This is a genomic window from Enterobacter sp. FB, from assembly GCF_000805795.1.
Lineage (GTDB): Bacteria > Pseudomonadota > Gammaproteobacteria > Enterobacterales > Enterobacteriaceae > Enterobacter > Enterobacter roggenkampii.
This window is the reverse complement of sequence record NZ_JSZC01000013.1, coordinates 287,053-308,503: the sequence shown is the minus strand read 5'-3', so window position 1 is coordinate 308,503 and position 21,451 is coordinate 287,053. Positions and strand designations below refer to the sequence as shown.

The following is a 21,451-nucleotide window of genomic DNA, read 5'->3' as shown; positions in this document are numbered from 1 at the left end:
CTATACTCAACATTCACAGACAACGGAGTGCGCCATGCCTTTACCCGATTTTAAATCCTCTGAACCGTTCACCCTTGGCATCGAGCTCGAACTGCAGGTGGTTAACCCGCCGGGATACGACCTCAGCCAGGACTCCTCCGCGCTCATCGCCGCCGTCAAAGACGACATCAAAGGCGGAGAGGTCAAACACGACATTACCGAAAGCATGCTCGAAATCGCCACTGGCGTGTGTCAGACCATCGACCAGGCGGCGGCACAGTTCTCGGTGATGCAGCAGAGCATCCTGCGCGCGGCGGCGGAGCAGCACATTCAGATCTGCGGCGGCGGGACGCATCCGTTCCAGAAATGGCAGCGTCAGGAGGTGTGCGACGATGAGCGCTATAACGTCACGCTGGAGCGCTTTGGCTATCTGATTTTGCAGGCGACGGTGTTCGGCCAGCACGTGCACGTCGGCTGCCGGACCGGGGATGACGCGATTTACCTGCTGCACGGCCTGTCGCGCTTCGTGCCGCATTTTATCGCCCTGGCGGCCGCCTCGCCGTACATGCAGGGCACCGACACAAAATTCTCCTCGTCGCGGCTCAACATCTTCTCCGGCTTCCCGGATAACGGACAGATGCCGTGGGTCAACAGCTGGCAGGAGTTCGAAGGGCTGTTCCGCCGCCTGAGCGCCACCAGCATGATCGACAGCATCAAAGATCTGCACTGGGATATTCGCCCCAGCCCGCATTTTGGCACCGTGGAGGTGCGGGTGATGGATACGCCGCTGACGCTCGGCCACGCGATTAACATCGCCGGGCTGATTCAGGCCACGTCGCATTGGCTGCTGACCACGCGGCCGTATAAGCATCAGGAACGGGATTTTCTGCTCTACCGTTTTAACCGTTTTCAGGCGTGTCGCTACGGGCTGGAGGGGATCCTGACGGATGTGCACACCGGCGAGCACAAAACCGTGGCGGAAGATATCGCCTGGCTGCTGGAGCAGGTGGCGCCGTCGGCCGAGAAGCTCGGCGCGACAAGCGCAATCAATGAAATTGCCCTGCTGTTAAAGCAGGGCAAGAGCGAGGCGCAGCGCATGCGGGACTTTATCGCCGACGGCGGCTCGCTGATTTCTCTGGTGCAGAAGCACTGCGAGCTGTGGGCGACGAGTCCTTAAGGCCGTGGCCCCACTCCCGCAGGCGCTGGAACAGCACGAACAGCGCGGGGATGAACAGAATCCCCACCACGGTCGCCACCAGCATGCCGCTGAAGACCGTGGTGCCGATGATGCGGCGGCTCTGCGCGCCCGCCCCGGTCGCCAGCATCACCGGCAATACGCCGATAATGAACGACACGGCGGTCATCATCACCGCACGGAAGCGGCGCGAGGCCCCTTCCCGCGCGGCATCGACAATCGCCATTCCGTCCATGCGCCGCGCGCGGGCGAACTCGACGATAAGAATCGCGTTCTTGGCCGCTAACGCGATCAGCAATACCAGACCAATCTGCACGTACACGTCGTTGGCGTAGCCCGCCAGCCACAGCCAGACCAGCGCCCCGCCGAGGGCGAACAGCACCGAGAGCATCACGCTTGCCGGGAGCGTCCAGCTCTCGTACTGGGCGACGAGGAACAGCCACGCCATCACCACCGCCGCCAGCACGATCCAGATCGCCTGATTGCCGGTCTGCTGTTCCTGGTACGACATGCCGCTCCAGGCGTAGTCGTAGCCGGCCGGCAGGCTCTGCGCCAGAATCTCGCCCATCGCCGCCATGGCGGTGCTGCTGCTCACCCCAGCGGCTGCCGAGCCGCTCACCGACACGGACGGGAACTGGTTGTACTGCTGCAGGAACGGCGCGCCGACGGTCGGCGTGATGGTGACGAGGTTGCTCAGGCGCACCCGCTCGCCGCTGTTGCTGCGCACGAACAGCTCGCCGATCTGCTCGGCGCGCTCGCGCCACTGCATCTCGTTCTGCATTACCACGTGGTAGACGCGGTTGTTGATGCTGAAATCCCCGGCGCGGGTGCCGCCAAAGGCGGTTTGCAGGCTGCTGAAGATGCGCGATACCGGCACGTCGAGGCGGGCGGCGCGCTCGCGGTCAACGGTCAGCGTCAGCTGCGGCTCGTTGCTGCTCCAGGTGGTGAACACGCGGCTCAGCTGCGGGTGCTGGTTGGCTTTCATCAGCACCTCGCGGGTGACGCGCTCCAGCTCCGCCGGGCTCTGCCCCGCCTGGGCCTGGATGCGCAGGTCGAAGCCCGAGGCGTTGCCCAGCCCCGGCAGCGTCGGCGGCGCGAAGGTCATGATGGTCGCCTCCGGCAGGGCCAGCAGCTGGCGCTGAAGGGTACCCATCACCTCATCCAGCGGCGGACGCTCGCTCCAGTCTTTGAGCATGATGGAGATAAACCCGCCGTTGGAGGCGCTGGTGCCGTTGAGGATGTTAAACCCGGAGACCTGAATCACGTCTTCCACCGCCGCATTTTGGGCGATCAGCTCCCGCGCGGTGGTCATCACCGCTTCGGTGCGCTCCAGCGAAGCCGCTTCCGGCAGCTGAACGCTGGCGAAGAAGTAGCCCTGATCCTCCTGCGGCAGGAAGCCTTTTGGCATCGACATAAAGCTGAACAGCACGACGGCCGCCGCGCCTGCGGTGGCCAGCAGCGCGAGCCACGGGCGCAGGTTTAAGACCTGCACGATACGGGTGTAAAAACCGCGCGTGGCGTCCAGCCCGCGGTTGAAGACGCGATAAACGGCCGCCGTTTTCTCCGGGCGCGGACGCAGCAGTATCGCGCACAGCGCGGGCGTCAGGGTCAGCGCCACCAGGCTTGAGAGCGTCACGGCCGTCGAGAGCGTCACCGCGAACTGGCGGTACAGCTCGCCGACAATCCCCGGCAGCAGCGCCACCGGCACAAACACCGCCAGCAGCACCAGCGTCGTCGCGATGACCGGCCCGGCAATCTGGCGCAGCGCCAGCGCGGTCGCCGCCGTGCGGCTCTGCCCTTCCGCCATCAGCGTTTCGACGCTCTCCACCACCACGATGGCGTCATCCACCACCATGGTCAGCGCCAGAATGATGGCGAACAGGCTGAGCGTGTTGGCGGAGTAGCCGAGCGTATAGAGCACGGCGAAGGTGCCCACCAGCGACACCGGAATAGCGAGCGCGACAATCAGCGTTGCGCGCCAGCTTTGCAGGAACAGGGAAACGACGATAACCACCGCCAGCATAGTGAGCGCCAGCGAGACGCCGATCTCCTTAATGGTGGCGGCCACAAAGGAGGTGGTGTCGAACTTCACCTCGTAGACCAGGTCGTCCGGGAAGCGCGTTGAGAGGCGTTCCAGCTCCGCGCGTACTGCATCGGCCACGCGCAGGGCGTTGGCGGACGGCGTCGGATAGATACCCAAATAGGCGGAGTCGTGCCCGTTCAGCTGCGCGCCGGAGCTGTAGCTGCGCGAGCCGAGCTCGATGGTGGCGACGTCCTTCAGGCGCACCAGCTGGCCCATCTCCCCGGCGCGAATAATGATGTCGGCAAACTCGTCGGCCTGGCTTAAGCGCCCCAGCCCGTTGATGGTCAGGGTCTGCTGCTGGCCGTTAAACACCGGCGGGGTGCCCACCTGGCCGGCCGCGCCCTGTACGTTCTGCTCGCGCAGCGCCTGCGCCACGTCATCGGTGGTGACGTTCAGGGCGTTCATGCGGTCCGGGCGCAGCCAGATGCGCATGCTGTAGTCGCGCGCGCCGAACATCTGCACCTGCCCCACGCCGGGCAGACGCGACAGCGCCTCGCGCACCTGGGTGCTGGCGTAGTTGCTGACGAACAGCGGCGTGTGGGTGTTATTCGGTGAGTAAAGACTTACCCCCATCATCAGGTTGGTGGCCCGCTTGCGCACCTGCACGCCGTTTTGCTGCGCCTCGGTCGGCAGCTGCGCCACGGCCTGCACCACGCGGTTCTGCACGTCGATGGCGGCAAGATCCGGATCGGTCCCCGCCGCAAAGGTGATGTTCAGGCTGTACGAGCCTTCGTCCGAGCTGGTGGACTCCATGTAAAGCATATGGTCCACGCCGTTCAGCTGCGTCTCCAGCGGCGTGGCGATGGCCTCCGCCACGTCAGCGGAGCTGGCCCCCGGCCAGCTGGCAGAGACGTTCACCACCGGCGGCGCGATCTGCGGGTACTGCTCCACCGGGATAATCCTCAGCGCGATGGCCCCCAGCAGGGTGATGACCAGCGCAATCACCATCGCGAAGCGCGGGCGTTTGATGAAAAACGTCAGCATGATGGCTCCTTAATTCAGTATCTGGACGGCAGCGCCGGGCTGCACACGCTGCGCGCCGTCAGTAATCGCTCGCTCACCGGGCTTCACGCCAGAGGCAATCTGGAACTGCTGGCTAATCTGACCAGCCACGTTCAGCGGGCGCATTTCGGCGTTGCCGTCGGCATTAACCACCCAGGCAAAGTAGCCGTCGCCGTTCTGCTGGACTGCGGCGGCGGGGAGGGTCAGCACCGGCTGCTCGCTTGCCGGGCGCAAATAGACATTCACGTTGCCGCCGGGTAGCAGCTGATGGCGCGGATTGGCAAACTCGGCGCGCAGCATCACGCTGGCGGTGCGCGGGTCAACGCGGTTATCCACTGACGTCAGCTCGCCGCTGACGCGCTGGCCGTTGCTGTCGATCAGCGCCTGCCAGGCACGCTTCATGGCGTTGATATCCGCATGCTGTCCGGCTTTGGCGGCAAACGCCCCCTCTTCCAGCGCAAAGGCGATGCGGATCGGGTCAAGCTGCACCACCTCCACCAAAACGCCGCTCGCCGGGTTGACCAGGCTACCCACGTGGAAGCTGCTGTGCCCCACGCGGCCGTCAATCGGCGAGGTGATGCGGGTGTAGCCCAGGGTGACGCGGCGGGCGTCGAGCCGGGCCTTCGCCTGCTCGAGAGCGGCGCTGGCGACGTCGCGCTGCATGCGGGCGTTGTCCACGTCGTGGCGGCTGATGGCGTTGCTGCTGCCGAGACTTTCAAAGCGGGAGAGCTGCTGCTGAGCCTGGCGCAGCGTGGCTTCGGCGCTTTTCACTTCGGCCTGCGCCAGGCGCAGGGCGGCGCGCGGCTCGGCGTCGTCCAGCTCAAACAGCACGTCGCCTTTTTTCACGTACTGCCCGTCGCGGAAGTGGATTTTGGCGATCGCGCCCTCCGTGCGTGCGCGTAGCTCAACGGTGTGAATGGCTTCGATGCGGCCCGGGATTTGGCGCTCGGCGGCGTGGGCGGTTTGCTCCACGGTGGCGACGCGAACGGGAATGGCGGCGAATGCGGGTTGCAGGGTACTGACAAGAAGTGCTAACAGGACCGGGAATTTCATGGGAGTACCTCAGCGTTGTTTCTCCCCCCACCCCGGCCCTCTCCCCTGTGGGGAGAGGGTTAGGGTGAGGGGTAAGGTTTTCGTTATGCAGCCTTACGGAACCTGCGGGTCAGTCGCTTCTCGATTTCGACGACGAAGAACATCACGCCTGCAACGGCCAGGGTCACAAACCAGTAGCGCAGCGGCAGCGCTTCGGTACCGAACAGCATCTGCATAAACGGCAGGTAGATAATCGCCGCCTGGAGCAGGAACAGCACGCCCGTCACCAGCCAGATCCCTTTGTTCGCCAGCAGGCCACGGTTGAGGGAGAACCCTTCGGTGTTGCGGCAGTTAATCATGTACACCCACTGGGCGCAGACCAGCATCTGCAGCAGCACGGTGCGGATGAACTCCGCGCTGTGGCCGCGCGGAGCCAGCCAGGCTTCCAGCGCAAAGGCGGCGATGGCAATCATGGTGCCGACGAAGGCCACGCGCCAGACGGCGTAGGCGTCCATCACGTGCTGGCCGGTCTGACGCGGCGGACGGCGCATGATGTTGCGCTCGGCGGCTTCAAAGGCCAGGCCGAAGGAGAGCGTGGCGGAGGTCGCCATGTTCATCCACAGGATCAGCACCGGCGTCAGCGGAATGATGTTCCCCGCCAGCAGCGCAATCACAATCAGCAGCCCCTGCGCCAGGTTGGTCGGCATGATGAACAGGATGGTCTTCTTCAGGTTGTCGTAAACGCGACGCCCCTCTTTCACCGCGCTGGCGATGGTGGCGAAGTTATCGTCCGTCAGGACCATGTCCGCCGCCTCTTTGGTCACTTCCGTGCCCTTAATGCCCATCGCAATGCCCACGTCCGCCTGACGCAGCGCCGGGGCGTCGTTCACGCCGTCACCGGTCATGCCGACAATTTCACCTTTGTCCTGCAGCGCTTTCACCAGGCGCAGCTTATGCTCCGGGCTGGTACGGGCGAAGATGTCATACTTCACCGCGGCTTCCGCCAGCGCGGCGTCGTCCATCTTCTCCAGCTCATAGCCGGTGACCGCCTGCTCGCTGTTGCTGATCCCCAGCATCTGCCCGATGCTCATTGCCGTCTGCGGGTGATCGCCGGTGATCATCTTCACGCGTATCCCTGCCTGCTGGCAGGCGTTAATCGCGTCAATCGCTTCCGGGCGCGGCGGATCCATCATCCCGGCGATGCCGAGGAAGATCAGACCGTGGCTCAGATCGTCGTGCGTCAGTTCCTGCTCGCCGTTCGCCGGCTTGAACGCCGCGGCGACCATGCGCAGCCCCTGACGCGCATAGCGCTCCATCTCACTTTCCCAGTACGCGCGGTTGAAGGCTTCCGCACCGTGACGGGTCTGCTGCTGCGCGCAGAGGGCGAAAATGACGTCCGGCGCCCCGGTGATCAGGATCTGCTCCTCACCGCCAATCTGGTAGTGGGTGCTCATGTACTTGTACTGCGAGTCGAACGGGATTTTGTTAACCAGCGTGGTCGTGACCGGCTCAAGGTTGGCCTTCGCCGCCAGCACCTTCAGCGCGCCCTCGGTCGGCCCACCGGTAATGCCCCACAGCCCGCGCTCGTCCTGAATCAGTTGGCTGTCGTTACACAGGTCGATGGTGCGCAGGTACTGCTCCAGCACGGTGCCCGGCTGGATGTGGACCGGCTCGTCGCTGCCTTCCAGGTAGAGGTTACCCACCGGCTCGTAGCTGTTGCCGTCCACGCGGTAGCAGGCGTCGGCGGTGATGATGGCTTTGACCGTCATCTCGTTCATGGTCAGGGTGCCGGTTTTATCCGAGCAGACCACGGTCATCGCACCGAGCGTTTCCACCGTCGGCAGCTTGCGGATGATGGCCCGCTTGCGCGCCATTGCCTGCACGCCCAGGGAGAGGATGATGGAGATAATCGCCGGAAGACCTTCCGGTACGGAGGCGACCGCCAGGCTGATCAGGGAGAGCAGCAGCTCGCCCATCGGGATCTCGCGGAACGCCAGGCTGAAGACAAACAGCGCGGCCATCATCGCCAGAATAATCGCGAAGATCGCCTTACCCAGCTTGTCCATCTGCACCAGCAGCGGCGTACGGTGCTTCTCGATACCCGCCATCATCTGGTTGATGTGGCCGAGTTCCGTATCCTGACCGGTGGCGGTGACCACGCCGACGCCGCCGCCCGCGCTGACGGTCGTTCCGGAGAAGACCATGTTGGTGCGATCGCCCAGCGGTAATTCGCCGCTCAGCGGATTAACGTGTTTATCCACCACGGTGGATTCACCGGTCAGAATCGCCTCTTCCACGCGTAAATTATGCGCTTCAATTAAACGCATATCCGCCGGAATACGATCTCCCGCGCGTAATACAATAATATCGCCCGGGACTATTTCAGTTGTGGGAATTGTTTCATGGTTGCCGTTACGAATAACGCGCGCCTCGCTGGCGAGCATATTACGAATACTCTTCAGGGATTTTTCCGCGTTGCTTTCCTGAATATGACCAATTAAGGCATTGATTACCGCCACGCCCATAATAACCAGCGTATCAACCCAGTGGCCCATTACTGCCGTTAATACGGCGGCGGCCAGCAGGACATAAATCAGCACATCATTAAAATGGGCCAGGAAACGCAGCCAGGCGGGTTTCCCTTTTTTTTCCGGCAGCGCGTTCGGCCCTGTTTTTTGCAGACGCGCCTGCGCCTCTTCACGGTCCAGACCGCTGGCCTGGCTCTGCGCGTGTGCAAGCACCTGCTCTACGGTCTGCTGGTATGCCAGCCCGCCGGAAGGCGGCACGTTCGGAATCACTTTTTTTTCAGTCATCGTATTTTTCCTTCAATTTCCGGTGAACAGGAGCCTGAATTCCTTTCGGGCTTAACTAAATTCATTTTAAAGTCTTGCGGGTAAAATTGATCTACCGCAATATAATGACTTCTCGGTTATTCAAAACTGATTAAAACTATTTCGATGATCTGATTTTTACAAAATATTTCTAAACCAAAACTAAACGAGGGGGAACCATGTGGGGTATTTATCGCGGACGCAGACTGGTGTTATACGTTATCGCGGCCATTGTTATTGCCACGTTAATTGGTTATAGCACCTATACATTTGTAAAATTATTTTCCTGATGCGGACGTTTATTTACACTACGCGATAATTATTTAATCGCGTCTGGGATATTTATCTTTTTCTGTTAATTATTCACAGAATAGCGCATTCGTTTTATCCGTAAACGTGCGCCGGGTTTATATTGCTTTACGTTCCGGGATGCCGGACAATGACATTTTTAACTGACGATTAACATTACGATGAAACACCCGCTAGAGTCGCTGCTCACCGCAGGCGGCATTTTATTGCTGGCACTGCTTTCATGCCTGCTGCTCCCTGCGCCTTCGCTTGGGCTGGTACTGGCGCAGAAGCTGGTTCAGACCTTTCACATGGTCGATCTTAACCAGCTCTATACCATTCTGTTCTGCGTGTGGTTTTTACTGCTCGGGGCGATTGAATTCTTTGTGCTGCGTTTCGTCTGGCGACGCTGGTTTTCACTGGCGTCGTGAGCCCATAAAAAGGCCGGGTGGCGGCTACGCCTTACCCGGCCTACACGCGACAGGTTAATGTGTCTGGCTATGGTTCTCTTTACGGTACGCGCCAGGCGGCTGGTTGAACGTGCGGGTAAAGATGCGGGTAAACGTCTGCTGCGAGTCAAACCCGTAACGCAGGCAGATGTCGTACACCCGGGCGTCGGATTCACGCAGATCGCGCGCCGCCAGCAGCAGCTTGCGTTCACGGATATAGCGCCCCAGACTCTCCCCTTTGTACTGCATAAACAGCCGCTGCAGGTGCCACTTCGAGTAACCCGCGTGGCGGGCAATCTCTTCTATTCGTAATGGCTGGTGCAGATTGTCGTCGATCCATTCGACGATAGTGTCGATGACTTGAGCGGAAATGGTCATACTGCTGTCCCCCTCTGCTTCTCGCTTAAACATTATTCCCACCACGCACGAAAGGTTTGCGCGGTGTCGCTTACCCGGACGGGCTCGCCCAGTTCCGGCGTCAGCAACCGATAATTTTTATCCTGGCTGGCTTTTGCCAGCTGGATCAGCGGATCGTTCCAGGCGTGTTTCGCCAGCACGAAGCGTCCGTTATGCCCGGGCACCACGGCTTTCGCGTTCAGATCCGCCGAGGCCTGCGCCGTTTCCTCCGGCAGCATATGGATGTACTTCCAGTCCTGGTCGTACTGGCCGTTTTCCATGATGGCGACGTCCACTTCGCCAAACTGTTCACCGATGGCCCTGAAGTGCGGGCCGTAACCGGAATCCCCGCTGTAGTAAATCTTCTGCTCTGGCGTGACGAACATGAAGCTGCCCCACAAGGTGCGATCGCGTTTGATGCCGCGGCCGGAGAAGTGACGCGCCGGCAGAACGTGCACCGTCAACGCATCGCTGATGCGCACCGACTGGTTCCAGTCGCGTTCGTCAATAATCTCGGGCTTCATCCCCCAGTAACGCAGGTGGGAGCCGACGCCCAGCGGCGTCACCACCCGCTTCACCTTCGGCAGTAGCGCCCTGATGGTGGCGTAATCCAGATGATCGTAGTGATCGTGCGAGATAATCAGCAGGTCGATCGCCGGCATGATTTCAGCACGCCACGGATACTCCCCGGCAAAGGCCTTATTGAGGAACGAGAACGGCGCGGCATAGTTGCCAAGAACCGGGTCAATCAGGATGCGTTTGCCCGCGAGCTGCAGATACCACGAGGAGTGACCGAGCCACACCAGGGTGTCCTGCTCCAGCGGCAGGCTCGCAAGATCGGTTTTCACCAGCGGCAGCGGCTGGGCCGGGCGAGCGTTTTCGGTTTTTTTGGTCAGAAACTCCCACATCGCGACCAGCATATTTTTGTCACCGTTATAACCCGGCGTCGGCAGCGTATTGTGGAATTTCCCCTCTCGATACTGTGGAGAGGCCTCCACTTCAGTAAGCCGTTCACCCTGCGGCGGCTGGCCGAATCCGGCATTCAGAACAAACGGTAAACTCGCGGCTGAAGCAATAATCATGATTAACACCACGCAGATGAAGAGAGGTTTTTTCATATCCTGACCCGAAAACGCGCCCCATCCGATAGCGTGCGCAGGGTAAACTTGATTATGAGTGAGTAAGCACTCATTATAGATATGATGATAAAGTCGTCAAGACGTTTTCGATCTTTGACATTCCGCGTTGCAGCGTGTCAAAGCACGTGTTTCAATCAGGGTTTTTATAATTGACAGGAGGAAAAATTTAGTGGCACGTCCGAAGAGTGAAGATAAAAAACAGGCCTTACTGGACGCCGCAACCACGGCGTTTGCACAGTCAGGTATTGCCGCCTCAACGGCGCTCATTGCCCGTAAGGCGGGCGTCGCCGAAGGCACCCTGTTCCGCTACTTTGCTACGAAAGACGATCTGCTGAATGCCCTCTATCTGCACCTGAAGCAGGATCTCTGCCAGACCATGCTGGCGAACCTCGATCGCACCATCACGCTGCCCAAAGAACATACCCGCAATATCTGGAACAGCTATGTGGACTGGGGTATTCGTAACCCCGTTGCCCATGCGGCGATCCGCCAGATTGGCGTCAGTGAAAAGCTGAGCGCCGAAACGGAACAGGCGGTGAAAGAGATGTTCCCGGAGCTGCATGAGCTCTGCCGCCGCTCGGTGCGTCAGGTGTTTATGTCTGATGAATTTAAAACGTTTGGCGATGCGCTTTTCTTATCGCTGGCCGAAAGCACGATGGAATTTGTCACCCGCGATCCGTCCCGCGCCGTTGAGTTTAAAGCGCTCGGCTTTGAGGTAATGTGGCGCGGGCTTGCCCAGGAAGAGAGCGATGGACAGTAAAACGTTGCAGGAGCACGCAAAACGCGTGGCGCTGGAACTGCCGTTCACCGAACACTGCTGGCCGTTTGGGCCGGAGTTTGACGTGTTTAAAGTGGGCGGGAAAATTTTCATGATTGTGGCCGTCGCGCACGGGCGGCCGCACGTTAGCCTGAAGTCAGACCCGGAAAAATCGCTGTTAAATCAGCAGATTTATCGCGGCGTTGAACCGGGCTATCACCTCAACAAAAAGCACTGGATTTCCCTTTACGGTACGGACGACGTGACGCCGGAACTGGTTACCGATCTCATCAATGATTCCTGGCATCTGGTGGTGGATAAACTGCCGAAAAAAGACCAGAAGTGGATCCGGCCGGTCTGATTGTTCGTCTGAGACGAACAGATTAAGCGCTCGAATTGCCCTTATCTTTTTCCGCGTCCCGCTGTAATCTGCTCACCTTTCGCGCCCGCACGCGGGCGAATTTCATCATCAGGAGTTGTTATGGATATCATTTCTGTTGCGCTGAAACGCCACTCCACCAAGGCGTTCGACGCAAGCAAAAAACTGACCGCTGAAGAAGCGGAAAAAATCAAAACCCTGCTGCAGTACAGCCCGTCCAGCACCAACTCCCAGCCGTGGCACTTTATTGTCGCCAGCACCGAGGAAGGAAAAGCGCGCGTGGCGAAATCCGCGGCGGGCACCTATGTGTTCAACGAACGCAAAATGCTGGATGCTTCTCACGTGGTGGTGTTCTGCGCGAAAACCGCGATGGACGACGCCTGGCTGGAGCGCGTTGTCGATCAGGAAGAGGCCGATGGTCGCTTTAATACCCCGGAAGCGAAAGCGGCAAACCATAAGGGCCGTACCTACTTTGCCGACATGCACCGCGTGGATCTGAAAGATGACGACCAGTGGATGGCGAAGCAGGTTTACCTGAACGTTGGTAACTTCCTGCTGGGCGTGGCTGCGCTGGGCCTGGACGCGGTACCGATTGAAGGTTTCGACGCCGCGATCCTCGACGAAGAGTTTGGCCTGAAAGAGAAAGGCTTCACCAGCCTGGTGGTGGTGCCGGTTGGGCATCACAGCGTGGAAGATTTCAACGCCACGCTGCCGAAATCTCGCCTGCCGCTGAGCACGATTGTGACTGAGTGCTAAACAAAACGGGCCGCTCTGTGCGGCCCGTTACGCTTTACTGATGACTAACCTGCGATGTGGGCGCACATCACGATCGTGTCCCCAGGCAAACGCAATCCAGCGCTCTTCCAGCTCGGCATATGAGCTCACCGGCGTTAAGTGCCACTCTTCTCCTACCGTACCGTCAGCCACGCTTATCCGATAATTCATGCTGAACGCCCAGTCTATCATGCGTAACCAAAACCGCTGTCCGTCGCCGGTTTGTTCGCTGTCAGACACAACAATGTCGTATTCGCTTAGCACCCATTGAAAGAAGGATTGTGGTAAACCACTTATAACCCGCTGATGGACAGCGCGTGGCGTACGCCACACCATGACCTGTGTCGCAGCACCGTGGGGGAACGTAATTTCTTTATGAAACGTCAGCTTGACCGCATACGCCGTATAGGGTTTTCCGTCCTCGGTGGTCACGAGACGGTATTCATCGCCGTAGCGCGATTTTAACAAGCGATATCCCACAGGCAGCATAAATCCGGGCAGATGAAAATCCACCGTACCCCGCGCAAGAAACGCTTCGGTATGTTCGACGTTTCGGGAGATAAGGCCTAATTTTTGGCTGAAATCTGCGGAATCAATCATCAGTGGCGACATGGTGGTTTCTCATGGCGTGAGTATAGACGACTTAACACCCCGTCGAAATGATGTCGATTCAGTGATGGGTTTAAGTTAACCCCCACATTACGCCAGTCTTCTCCACTTAGCAGAGACGGCTCTTATTCCCTGAAAGCCCCTCGCAACAATTATTTCCCCTGCGCCGCCAGCCACGCCATCGCCCGCTCTCCCGCCTCATCCACCGGCAGATACACCAGCAGCCGCGATCCGTTTCGCGGCGCGGAATACCAGTACATCTGCTGCAGCGTAAAATCCCCCAGCTCGGGATGGGTAAACAGCTTGAGCTGGTTCTCCACGCCGCGCACGTCGTTGCGCTGGTGCCACAGGGTTTTAAACTCTTCGGACACTGCAAAGAAGCGCGCCAGCTTGGCCTCCCACAGCGGATCGCCCCGGTGTTCGGCCATCGCCGCGCGAAAATAGGAGACAAAGATGGGCAGCACGTCGTCGCGTCTGCCGAGGCGCGCGCGCCACGCCGGATGCGTGAGGAACAGATAAATACAGTTGCGATCTTCGGGAGGGATGTCATTGAAATCGACGCCCATCAGATGCCCGAAGCTGTCGTTCCACGCCACGATATCGAAGTTCGGTTTCTGAATGCTGGCGGGTTTCGGCATCAGCGTATCCAGCAGGCGGCGCGTGCCTTCGCTAATGCCCTCGCAGCAGACCGCCTGCGGCGCTTCACCCGGCGGTAAACCTGCTAAAACAAACAGGTGCCGGGCCTCGGTCGGGGTACATTGCAGCGCTTTTGCCACGGCCGCCATCACCGCGCTGGACGGATTGACGTCCCTGCCCTGCTCAAGCCAGGTGTACCAGGTGACGCCTACATCAGCGAGCATCGCCACCTCTTCCCGGCGCAGGCCCGGCGTGCGGCGGCGACCGCTGCGCGGCAAACCTAAGCGCTGCGGATCGAGACTTTCCCGCCGGGCGCGTAAAAATGCCCCGAGCTGTTTTCGGGTGTCATCCTGACGTGAAACGACCGGTTCAGACATCAGCGCCATAAATCCCCCTGCATGGTAGTGCCAGTACCAGTATAAGCAAGAACTGGTACCCGTTTATCTGATGGTAGATGCTACGACCATCTGTTGAATGACGCAATGGAGTTACCATGAATACGTCAGTTGTTTCACCGGGTCGCGCTGGCCTGATATTGCTGTTAACCGGCCAGATGCTGCCGATGATTGATACCTCAATCACTAACGTGGCGCTGGACGCCATCACCCATTCACTGCACGCTACCGCTACCGAACTGGAGCTCATCGTCGCCCTCTACGGTGTGGCCTTTGCCGTCTGCCTCGCGCTCGGCAGCAAGCTGGGGGATAACTTTGGCCGTCGTCGTCTGTTCATGTGGGGGGTGGCGAGCTTTGGCCTGGCCTCGCTGCTGTGCGGAATGGCGGGGAACATTGAACAGCTGCTCGCCGCGCGCATCGTTCAGGGCGCGGGGGCCGCACTGATCGTGCCGCAAATTCTTGCCACGCTGCACGTCACGCTGAAAGGCACCGCCCACGCCAAAGCCATCAGCCTGTTCGGCGGCATCGGCGGGATTGCGTTTATCGTGGGACAAATGGGCGGCGGCTGGCTGGTATCGGCGGATATCGCCGGGCTGGGCTGGCGTAACGCCTTCTTTATCAACGTGCCGATTTGTCTGGTGGTGCTGGCGCTGAGCCGCCGCTTCGTACCGGAAACCCGTCGCGAGACGCCGTCACGCATCGACTGGCCGGGTACCGCGCTGCTGGCGGTCATGCTTTGCTGCCTGCTGTTCCCGATGGCGCTCGGCCCCCAGTGGCACTGGTCCTGGCCACTGAAGGCGATGCTGCTCGCCCTTGTCCCGCTGGCCTGGCTGATGGCGCTGAACGCGCGCAAAAAAGAGCGTGAGAATGCCCACCCGCTGATCCCGCCGCGCCTGCTTGCGCTTCGCAGCGTGCGCTTTGGCGTCCTGATTGCGATGCTCTTTTTCAGCGCCTGGTCCGGGTTTATGTTCTGTATGGCGCTGACCATGCAAACCGGTCTGGGGATGGCGCCGTGGCAGTCCGGGAACAGTTTTATCGCCCTGGGCGTGACCTACTTTGTTTCGGCGTGGTTCGCGCCGCGGCTGATTGCCCGCTACAGCACCAGCACTATTCTGCTGACGGGTCTGGCGATCCAGATTACCGGCCTGCTGGCGCTGATCGCCACGTTCCGCGTTTGGGGCATGGAGAATACCACCCTGACGCTGGCACCCGCGACCGGACTGGTTGGCTACGGGCAGGCGCTGATCGTGAACAGTTTCTATCGCATCGGGATGCGCGACATTCAGCCTGACGACGCGGGAGCCGCGAGCGCCATTTTGAGCACCCTGCAGCAGGCCGCGCTGGGCCTTGGCCCGGCCATTTTTGGCGCCATTTTGCTGCACGCGCTTCAAAACCATCACGGGGATTACACCCAGGCGGTGAACGTCTTCCTGATGGTGGAAACAGCTATGATGGTGGTACTTGCTCTGGCGACGCTGCGTATCCGCCATAGCCTGTGCCTGCCGGTGGCGAAGATCTGTCAGGCCGCCAAATAAGTTCGTGAATTTGCATAATAGATCCGCAGCCGCCATTATGGGGCTGCAAAAATACAGGAGACGTTATGCAGGAATTGATTGCTCAGGTTGAAGAGTTAGGCATTGAAATTAATCACACCACCTCTTTAGTGATTATCTTTGGTATTATTTTTCTTACCGCCATCATCGTTCATTTTATTCTGCACAAAGGGGTACTTCGCGCATTCGAAAAGCGCGCGCAGGCCAGCAGCCATTTATGGCTGCAGATCATCACCCAGAATAAATTATTTCACCGTCTGGCCTTTACCCTGCAGGGGATAATCGTCAACGTCCAGGCGGTACTGTGGCTGCAAAAGGGCAGCGAAGCGGCGGAAATACTCACCACCTGCGCGAAGCTGTGGGTGATGGTCTATGCCCTGCTCTCCTTCTTCTCGCTGCTGGACGTGATTTTCAATCTGTCGCAGAAAATGGCCACCGCGTCGCAGCTGCCGCTGAAGGGGATTTTCCAGGGCATCAAGCTGGTGAGCGCCATTCTGGTGGGGATATTGATTATCTCCCTGCTGATTGGCCAGTCTCCGGCGATTCTGATCAGCGGTCTGGGCGCCATGGCCGCCGTGCTGATGCTGGTGTTTAAAGATCCGATACTTGGACTTGTAGCGGGTATCCAGCTTTCCGCCAACGATATGCTCAAGCTCGGCGACTGGCTGGAGATGCCGAAATACGGTGCCAACGGCACGGTGACGGATATCGGCCTGACCACCGTGAAAGTGCGCAATTTCGATAATACGATTACGACCATTCCGACGTGGGCGCTGGTCTCCGACGCCTTTATCAACTGGAGCGGCATGTCGGCCTCCGGCGGACGACGCATTAAGCGCAGCCTGAACATTGATACCACCAGCATTCATTTTCTCGACGAGCAGGAGCAGCAGAAACTCATTCAGGCGAAGCTGCTGAAGCCTTATCTGGCCGCGCGCCATGAGGAAATTAGCCTGTGGAATCAGAAAAACGGTGAAGGGGAATCGGTATTAAACCTGCGCAAGATGACCAATATCGGCACCTTCCGCGCCTACCTGAACGAATATCTGCGCAACCACCCGCGCATTCGTAAAGATATGACGCTGATGGTGCGTCAGCTCGCGCCTGATGCGAATGGCTTGCCGATTGAAATATACGCCTTCACCAACACGGTGGTCTGGGCGGAATATGAGGAGATTCAGGCCGACATCTTCGACCATATTTTCGCGGTGGTGGATGAATTTGGTCTGCGTATTCACCAGTCGCCAACCGGGAACGATATTCGCTCCCTGGCTGGCGTCATCGCGCAATAATCAGGTGCTGGCGCGGGAAATAAAGCGCCAGTCCATCATCACTCTTTCCGTGGGCGCATCCGGGTTGTCGATTTTGTTTAAGAGAAGATCGACCGCCTTGCGCCCGATATCCCGCGACGGCTGTTCGATGGTGGTGAGCGAAATCATGTCCGCCAGCTCCGTACCGTCAAAGCCGACCACGGCAATATCCTCCGGCACCCGAAGACCTGCCTGCTGAATGGCGCGCAGCGCGCCCGCCGCCAGCGTATCGGAAACGGCAAATACCGCATCCGGCGGATTATCTTTTAACAGGTTTTGCATCGCCGCCATGCCCGCCCCGGAGCTGAGATCGCTGGCATACTCCACCGCCTGATAGTCCAGATCCCGCATGTGGATCACGCTCTTGTAGCCGCGTTCGCGCAGGCGGGCATATTTGTAGCTGAGATCGTGGTTGATCATCGCGATACGCTTGCGGCCGCCGTCGGCCAGCTGGCTGACGGCATGCTGTGAAGCGTCCACATCGTTGATGCCGACGCAGGAGACCGCACCCGCATCGGCATATTCGGCGCACTGCACCCACGGTGCAGAACCAATCAGCGCGGCAAGTTCCGGCAGCTTCGAGAAGGCGTCCATGGTGATAATGCCGTCGACGATTTTGCCGGAGAGCAGGCTTAAGCCCGAGCGGGAGCGCTCGATGTCCGAGCCGGAGTTGCACAGCAGAATGCGGTAGCCGTTTTTCTCCGCCTCGGCTTCGATGCCCTTCACCACTTCGGCGCAGAACGGGTTGGCAATGTTGGACACCATCACCAGGATCATATAGCTGCGAGCGGTGCGCAGCTGACGGGCGAGCAGGTTTGGCTGGTAGTTGCTCTCCTGAATCGCCCGCAGAACGCGCTCGCGGTTTTTCGCCTTCACGGTGTCGCTGTTATTCAGCACGCGGGAGACCGTCGCCACGGAGACCCCGGCCAGCTGAGCGATTTTCTGAATTGACATAGCGACGACACATCCTGCGGTTAGCGTTTTGTGCAGGCTACCATAAATTTATTGCCCGGCGAACCGGGCAACGCGTTATTGTTCCACGCGCACCCAGCGCTGCTGCTGATGGCTTTTCACAATAGCATCAACGATATACATCACGTTTGCGCCATCGTGAAACGTCGCAAACTGCGGCGTATCCGGCATCGCGCCCGCCTGCACGGCGCGGTAGAACTGCGCCATCATATTTTTGAAGGCGTCCGGCCAGCCTTCGATATGTCCGCCGGGGAAGTGGGCGCTGTCGGCCACGTCAGGGTTCATCAGCCCCGGATCGTCGGTGAGCGTCTGGTTGGCCTGCGCGCGATGGCCGATCCACAGCTGCTGCGGCACCTCCTGGTCCCACGCCAGCGAGCGCTCGCTGCCGTTGATCTCAAACGTCAGGCGGTTTTTACGCCCGGCGCTCACCTGCGAGATGCTAAAGCAGCCCTTGCTGCCGTCGTCAAAGCGGAACAGCACCGAGCCGAAGTCTTCGGTCGTGACCGGTTTGTCTACATACTCCGCCTGCTCGTCGTGGGAGAAGGTTTGATTCCCGACCTTGCTGGCCCTGCGCGTCGGCCAGACGATGGATAAATCAGCCATCACCTCGGTAATGCGCCGCCCGGTAACGAACTGCACCGTATCGCACCAGTGGGAACCGATATCCGCCACCGCCCGCGACGCGCCGCCGAGCGCGGCATCCACCCGCCAGTTGTAGTCGGTTTCCAGCAGCATCCAGTCCTGCAAATAGCTGCCGTGCGAGGCGAACAGCCGCCCGAGGGTGCCCGCGCGCATCATGCTCGCCGCCTGGCGCACCATCGCAAACTGGCGATAGACAAAGCTCACGCCGTGCACCACGCCCGCCTGCTCCGCCAGCGCCACCAGCTCGCGCGCCTCGTCCGGGGTCATGCACAGCGGCTTTTCGGAAAACACGTGCTTGCCCGCCCGCAGGATCTGGCGGTTAATCTCCGCGTGCAGGTGGTTCGGCGTGCAGTTGTGCACCACCTGCAGATCGGGGTGCGCGAGCAGTTCCTCAACGCTGCCGTACGCGTGCGTCACGTTAAGCTGACGCGCTTTTTCCTGCGCTTTGGCAAGCGTGCCGTCGCAGAGGGCCACAACCTGCACGTATCCGAGACGCCGCAGCGCCTCGATATGCGCCGGGCCGATAAACCCGCTGCCGATAATTCCGACGTTAATCATGCTTGCCTCCAGCGGCGAAATCATCAAACGCGCGTCCGGAGACCGGAATGATGTGGCGGCGGATAAACTCGCTGCCTTCACTCGCCCCGGTATCGCCATCCTTCAGGCAGCACTCCCACTCCAGCACCGCCCAGCCGTCGTAGTCGTACTGGGTCAGCTTGCTGAAAATGCCCTTAAAGTCGATCTGCCCGTCACCGGGCGAGCGGAAGCGTCCGGCGCGGTTGATCCACGGCTGGTAACCACCGTAGACGCCGCTGCGCCCGCTGGGGCGAAACTCGGCATCCTTCACGTGGAACGCTTTAATACGCGCATGGAAGATGTCGATAAAGGTCAGATAGTCCATCTGCTGGAGCAGCATATGGCTTGGATCATAGAGAATGTTGCAGCGCGGATGGTTATCCACCAGCGCCAGAAAACGCTCGAAGGTCACGCCGTCGTGCAGATCTTCCCCCGGATGCAGCTCAAAGCAGACGTCCACCCCCTGCTCGTCGAAGGTATCCAGAATCGGCCGCCAGCGGTTTGCCAGCTCCCCGAACGCTTCCTGAAAACGCTGTTCGTTATACGGCGGCCACGGGTAGAAAAACGGCCAGGCCAGCGAGCCGGAGAAGGTGGCGTGCGCTTTCAGGCCTAATCTGGCCGAGGCGACCGCCGCCTGCTTCAGCTTCTCCGTGGCCCACGCCCGGCGCGCCGCATCGTTACCGCGCACGGAAGCGGGCGCAAAGTGGTCAAACGCGTCGCTGTAAATCGGGTTTACCGCGACAAGCTGCCCTTCCAGATGGGTCGACAGTTCGCTGATAACCAGCCCGTGCGCGGCCAGCTTAGCGGTGATGTCATCGCAGTAGGCCTGGCTCTCAGCCGCTTTCTCGACGTCAAAAATATGCGGGTGGTTGCAGGGGATCTGCACCGCCTTATAACCTTTACCTGCCGCCCATTCAGCCAGCCCGTCGAGCGAATTAAACGGCGCTTCTGCGCCAATAAACTGCGACAGAAAAATGCCGGGTCCTTTTATCGTCCTCATACCACCTCCTGAACGTTACGCCTTGTCATCGTCATACTTAAACGTGAGAAGGAAAATCAGCGCGATCGCCGCGGCCGCTACCGCCGGGATCCACCAGAATGTCACCCACGCCTGCGGCACGGTCTGCCCTGCCACCAGGCGGTTATAGAGCGCGCCGGAAATCTGCGAGCCGAGCAGCATGCCGATGCCGTAGGTGAACATCACGATCATGCTCTGGGCCTGGCCTTTCACCTTTTCGCCCGCCACGCGGTCGGTGTAGATAAAGCCGACGACAAAGAAGAAATCGTAGCAGACGCCGTGCAGCAGGATGCCGAGATACAGCAGAATGCGCCCCTCCTCGCTGACGCCCAGCGCGAACATGGCGTAACGCACAAACCACGCCAGCATGCCGATCAGCAGCATGACCTTCACGCCCAGACGGCGGAACAGCAGCGGAATAACCAGCATGAAGACGATCTCGGACATCTGCCCGAAGGACATGGCGGTGCTGACGTCGGCAATTCCCGCATCCGCCAGATACGAGGCGGTGTAGGCGTAATAGGTGCCGAGCGGGACGGAGATCAGCATCGCGCAGACGGAGAAAACGAAAAAGTGGCGGGTTTTGAGCAGCGCAAAGGCATCCGCGCAGAAAAGATCGCGCACCTTCACCGGCAGGCCTTTCGCCGGAGCAGGCGTGTGCGGCAGCGTCAGGCTGTAAAGCGCCAGCAGCACGGAGCTGGCCGCCGCCACCTGAAAGATGGTAACGCTTGCCGCCACGCCGGTGACGCCGATAAAAATGCCCGCCACGATCCAGCCGATGGTGCCGAACACGCGCACCACTGGGAAGGTTTTATCCACGTTTGCCAGGCTGTGAAACGCGATATTGTTGGTCAGCGCCAGCGTCGGCATGTAGCAGAGCGTGTAGCCAAACAGCAGGCCAATCAGCAGCGCGCCGTTCTCGGCAATCAGCGCCCCCGGCACGAACCAGAGGATCGCCGCGCCCGCCAGGTGCATCACCGCCATCACCTTCTGCGAGGCGAAGAAGCGGTCCACCAGCATGCCAAGCACGAACGGCGAGAGAATGGAGGCGATAGGCCCGGCGGAGAACGCATCGCCAATCAGCAGAGACATGTTGTGCTGGGTCATCACCAGCCCTAGCGTAACCGACCAGCTACCCCAGATAAAAAACTGCAGAAACATCATCAGCGACAGCCGCGGCACCAGCAGCCGATGCTGCGCTATCGTCTTTTCACTACTTTCAGTTGACACCATAATAAGCCTCACCCGGAAAAAGTAATCGATTACAAAATGATTCAAATGAAAAGTAATCGATTACAAAATAAAGATCCTGTGGATCGAAACAGATTTGGGAGGGGGGTCACGATAAAGATGAAGCAGTGTTTTGTAGGCCCGGTAAGCGCAGCGCCACCGGGCGTGAAGGCAGTTGCGGTCTGGTTTGGTGCGGTCTGTTGCCC

Annotated in this window: 18 protein-coding genes; 7 read left to right on the top strand and 11 right to left on the bottom strand. The window is 59.7% G+C overall.

Annotated elements, in window-relative coordinates; all coding sequences use genetic code 11:
• Nucleotides 1–34 precede the first annotated feature (34 nt).
• Nucleotides 35–1,156, top strand: a complete 1,122-nt coding sequence (locus PI91_RS08300) for a YbdK family carboxylate-amine ligase (protein WP_021242649.1) — start codon at nt 35–37, stop codon at nt 1,154–1,156.
• On the opposite strand, the gene PI91_RS08295 is transcribed toward PI91_RS08300, so the two are convergent.
• From PI91_RS08295 to PI91_RS08285, 3 genes are all read right to left on the bottom strand, one after another.
• The gene (locus PI91_RS08295; RefSeq protein ID WP_039265903.1) at nt 1,086–4,241 is read right to left on the bottom strand and encodes an efflux RND transporter permease subunit; all 3,156 of its coding nucleotides are present in this window, start codon (nt 4,239–4,241) and stop codon (nt 1,086–1,088) included. The two genes, PI91_RS08300 and PI91_RS08295, sit on opposite strands and share 71 nt — an antisense overlap.
• 9 nt (nt 4,242–4,250) lie before the next feature.
• Nucleotides 4,251–5,312 (bottom strand): efflux RND transporter periplasmic adaptor subunit, encoded by a 1,062-nt coding sequence (locus PI91_RS08290; protein ID WP_039265901.1) that lies wholly within the window; start codon nt 5,310–5,312, stop codon nt 4,251–4,253.
• 83 nt (nt 5,313–5,395) lie between these two features.
• Nucleotides 5,396–8,104 (bottom strand): cation-transporting P-type ATPase, encoded by a 2,709-nt coding sequence (locus tag PI91_RS08285; RefSeq protein WP_039265899.1) that lies wholly within the window; start codon nt 8,102–8,104, stop codon nt 5,396–5,398.
• Nucleotides 8,105–8,592: 488 nt separating this feature from the next.
• Here PI91_RS08285 and PI91_RS08280 point away from each other — a divergent pair, with 488 nt between their 5' ends.
• A complete protein-coding gene (locus PI91_RS08280) occupies nt 8,593–8,841 on the top strand; it encodes a DUF1158 domain-containing protein (RefSeq protein ID WP_013097677.1) in 249 nt (82 codons plus the stop codon).
• 54 nt (nt 8,842–8,895) lie between these two features.
• Here the strand turns inward: PI91_RS08280 and PI91_RS08275 are convergent, their stop codons facing one another.
• Together PI91_RS08275 and PI91_RS08270 are read right to left on the bottom strand one after the other, a co-directional pair.
• A complete protein-coding gene (locus tag PI91_RS08275; protein WP_010428317.1) occupies nt 8,896–9,237 on the bottom strand; it encodes a RamA family antibiotic efflux transcriptional regulator in 342 nt (113 codons plus the stop codon).
• Nucleotides 9,238–9,269: 32 nt separating this feature from the next.
• Nucleotides 9,270–10,373 carry an MBL fold metallo-hydrolase gene (locus PI91_RS08270; RefSeq protein WP_039265898.1) on the bottom strand — a complete coding sequence of 368 codons (1,104 nt, stop codon included), beginning with the start codon at nt 10,371–10,373 and terminating at the stop codon, nt 9,270–9,272.
• Between the two features lie 190 nt (nt 10,374–10,563).
• Here PI91_RS08270 and PI91_RS08265 point away from each other — a divergent pair, with 190 nt between their 5' ends.
• The 3 genes from PI91_RS08265 (at nt 10,564) to nfsB (ending at nt 12,286) form a co-directional block, all read left to right on the top strand.
• Nucleotides 10,564–11,154, top strand: a complete 591-nt coding sequence (locus PI91_RS08265; protein ID WP_039265897.1) for a TetR/AcrR family transcriptional regulator — start codon at nt 10,564–10,566, stop codon at nt 11,152–11,154.
• Entirely contained in the window at nt 11,144–11,512 is a 369-nt protein-coding gene (locus PI91_RS08260; protein ID WP_023293103.1) for an MmcQ/YjbR family DNA-binding protein, read from the top strand. Before PI91_RS08265 ends, PI91_RS08260 begins: the two co-directional genes overlap by 11 nt.
• Nucleotides 11,513–11,632: 120 nt before the next feature.
• Nucleotides 11,633–12,286, top strand: a complete 654-nt coding sequence (nfsB, locus tag PI91_RS08255; RefSeq protein ID WP_021241586.1) for an oxygen-insensitive NAD(P)H nitroreductase — start codon at nt 11,633–11,635, stop codon at nt 12,284–12,286.
• Between the two features lie 27 nt (nt 12,287–12,313).
• Here the strand turns inward: nfsB and PI91_RS08250 are convergent, their stop codons facing one another.
• On the bottom strand, nt 12,314–12,916 hold the full coding sequence (locus tag PI91_RS08250; RefSeq protein WP_039265896.1) for a hypothetical protein: 603 nt from the start codon (nt 12,914–12,916) through the stop codon (nt 12,314–12,316).
• Between the two features lie 149 nt (nt 12,917–13,065).
• Nucleotides 13,066–13,935: a helix-turn-helix transcriptional regulator gene (locus PI91_RS08245; protein WP_008499383.1), complete on the bottom strand. Its 870-nt coding sequence runs from the start codon at nt 13,933–13,935 to the stop codon at nt 13,066–13,068.
• Nucleotides 13,936–14,042: 107 nt separating this feature from the next.
• On the opposite strand from PI91_RS08245, the gene PI91_RS08240 reads away from it, so the two are divergent.
• Nucleotides 14,043–15,479: an MFS transporter gene (locus tag PI91_RS08240; protein ID WP_039265894.1), complete on the top strand. Its 1,437-nt coding sequence runs from the start codon at nt 14,043–14,045 to the stop codon at nt 15,477–15,479.
• A 65-nt stretch (nt 15,480–15,544) separates the two neighbouring features.
• A complete protein-coding gene (locus tag PI91_RS08235; RefSeq protein WP_021241588.1) occupies nt 15,545–16,789 on the top strand; it encodes a mechanosensitive ion channel family protein in 1,245 nt (414 codons plus the stop codon).
• On the opposite strand, the gene PI91_RS08230 is transcribed toward PI91_RS08235, so the two are convergent.
• From PI91_RS08230 to PI91_RS08215, 4 genes are all read right to left on the bottom strand, one after another.
• Nucleotides 16,790–17,761 (bottom strand): LacI family DNA-binding transcriptional regulator, encoded by a 972-nt coding sequence (locus PI91_RS08230; protein ID WP_039265893.1) that lies wholly within the window; start codon nt 17,759–17,761, stop codon nt 16,790–16,792.
• Between the two features lie 75 nt (nt 17,762–17,836).
• Nucleotides 17,837–18,979, bottom strand: coding sequence for a Gfo/Idh/MocA family protein (locus tag PI91_RS08225; protein WP_039265891.1), 1,143 nt, complete (start codon nt 18,977–18,979; stop codon nt 17,837–17,839).
• Complete coding sequence (locus PI91_RS08220) at nt 18,972–19,997, bottom strand: sugar phosphate isomerase/epimerase (protein ID WP_039265890.1); 1,026 nt, start codon at nt 19,995–19,997, stop codon at nt 18,972–18,974. The genes PI91_RS08225 and PI91_RS08220 overlap by 8 nt, the downstream gene beginning before the upstream one ends.
• A gap of 15 nt (nt 19,998–20,012) precedes the next feature.
• Nucleotides 20,013–21,248, bottom strand: a complete 1,236-nt coding sequence (locus tag PI91_RS08215; RefSeq protein ID WP_032663994.1) for an MFS transporter — start codon at nt 21,246–21,248, stop codon at nt 20,013–20,015.
• Between the last annotated feature and the right edge of the window lie 203 nt (nt 21,249–21,451).

What these genes read in the sequence shown, in the direction of transcription:
- PI91_RS08300 (WP_021242649.1), top strand. Translation starts at nt 35, where the DNA reads ATGCCTTTACCCGATTTTAAATCCTCTGAACCGTTCACCCTTGGCATC.
- PI91_RS08295 (WP_039265903.1), bottom strand. Translation starts at nt 4,241, where the DNA reads ATGCTGACGTTTTTCATCAAACGCCCGCGCTTCGCGATGGTGATTGCG.
- PI91_RS08290 (WP_039265901.1), bottom strand. Translation starts at nt 5,312, where the DNA reads ATGAAATTCCCGGTCCTGTTAGCACTTCTTGTCAGTACCCTGCAACCC.
- PI91_RS08285 (WP_039265899.1), bottom strand. Translation starts at nt 8,104, where the DNA reads ATGACTGAAAAAAAAGTGATTCCGAACGTGCCGCCTTCCGGCGGGCTG.
- PI91_RS08280 (WP_013097677.1), top strand. Translation starts at nt 8,593, where the DNA reads ATGAAACACCCGCTAGAGTCGCTGCTCACCGCAGGCGGCATTTTATTG.
- PI91_RS08275 (WP_010428317.1), bottom strand. Translation starts at nt 9,237, where the DNA reads ATGACCATTTCCGCTCAAGTCATCGACACTATCGTCGAATGGATCGAC.
- PI91_RS08270 (WP_039265898.1), bottom strand. Translation starts at nt 10,373, where the DNA reads ATGAAAAAACCTCTCTTCATCTGCGTGGTGTTAATCATGATTATTGCT.
- PI91_RS08260 (WP_023293103.1), top strand. Translation starts at nt 11,144, where the DNA reads ATGGACAGTAAAACGTTGCAGGAGCACGCAAAACGCGTGGCGCTGGAA.
- nfsB (WP_021241586.1), top strand. Translation starts at nt 11,633, where the DNA reads ATGGATATCATTTCTGTTGCGCTGAAACGCCACTCCACCAAGGCGTTC.
- PI91_RS08250 (WP_039265896.1), bottom strand. Translation starts at nt 12,916, where the DNA reads ATGTCGCCACTGATGATTGATTCCGCAGATTTCAGCCAAAAATTAGGC.
- PI91_RS08245 (WP_008499383.1), bottom strand. Translation starts at nt 13,935, where the DNA reads ATGGCGCTGATGTCTGAACCGGTCGTTTCACGTCAGGATGACACCCGA.
- PI91_RS08240 (WP_039265894.1), top strand. Translation starts at nt 14,043, where the DNA reads ATGAATACGTCAGTTGTTTCACCGGGTCGCGCTGGCCTGATATTGCTG.
- PI91_RS08235 (WP_021241588.1), top strand. Translation starts at nt 15,545, where the DNA reads ATGCAGGAATTGATTGCTCAGGTTGAAGAGTTAGGCATTGAAATTAAT.
- PI91_RS08230 (WP_039265893.1), bottom strand. Translation starts at nt 17,761, where the DNA reads ATGTCAATTCAGAAAATCGCTCAGCTGGCCGGGGTCTCCGTGGCGACG.
- PI91_RS08225 (WP_039265891.1), bottom strand. Translation starts at nt 18,979, where the DNA reads ATGATTAACGTCGGAATTATCGGCAGCGGGTTTATCGGCCCGGCGCAT.
- PI91_RS08220 (WP_039265890.1), bottom strand. Translation starts at nt 19,997, where the DNA reads ATGAGGACGATAAAAGGACCCGGCATTTTTCTGTCGCAGTTTATTGGC.
- PI91_RS08215 (WP_032663994.1), bottom strand. Translation starts at nt 21,248, where the DNA reads ATGGTGTCAACTGAAAGTAGTGAAAAGACGATAGCGCAGCATCGGCTG.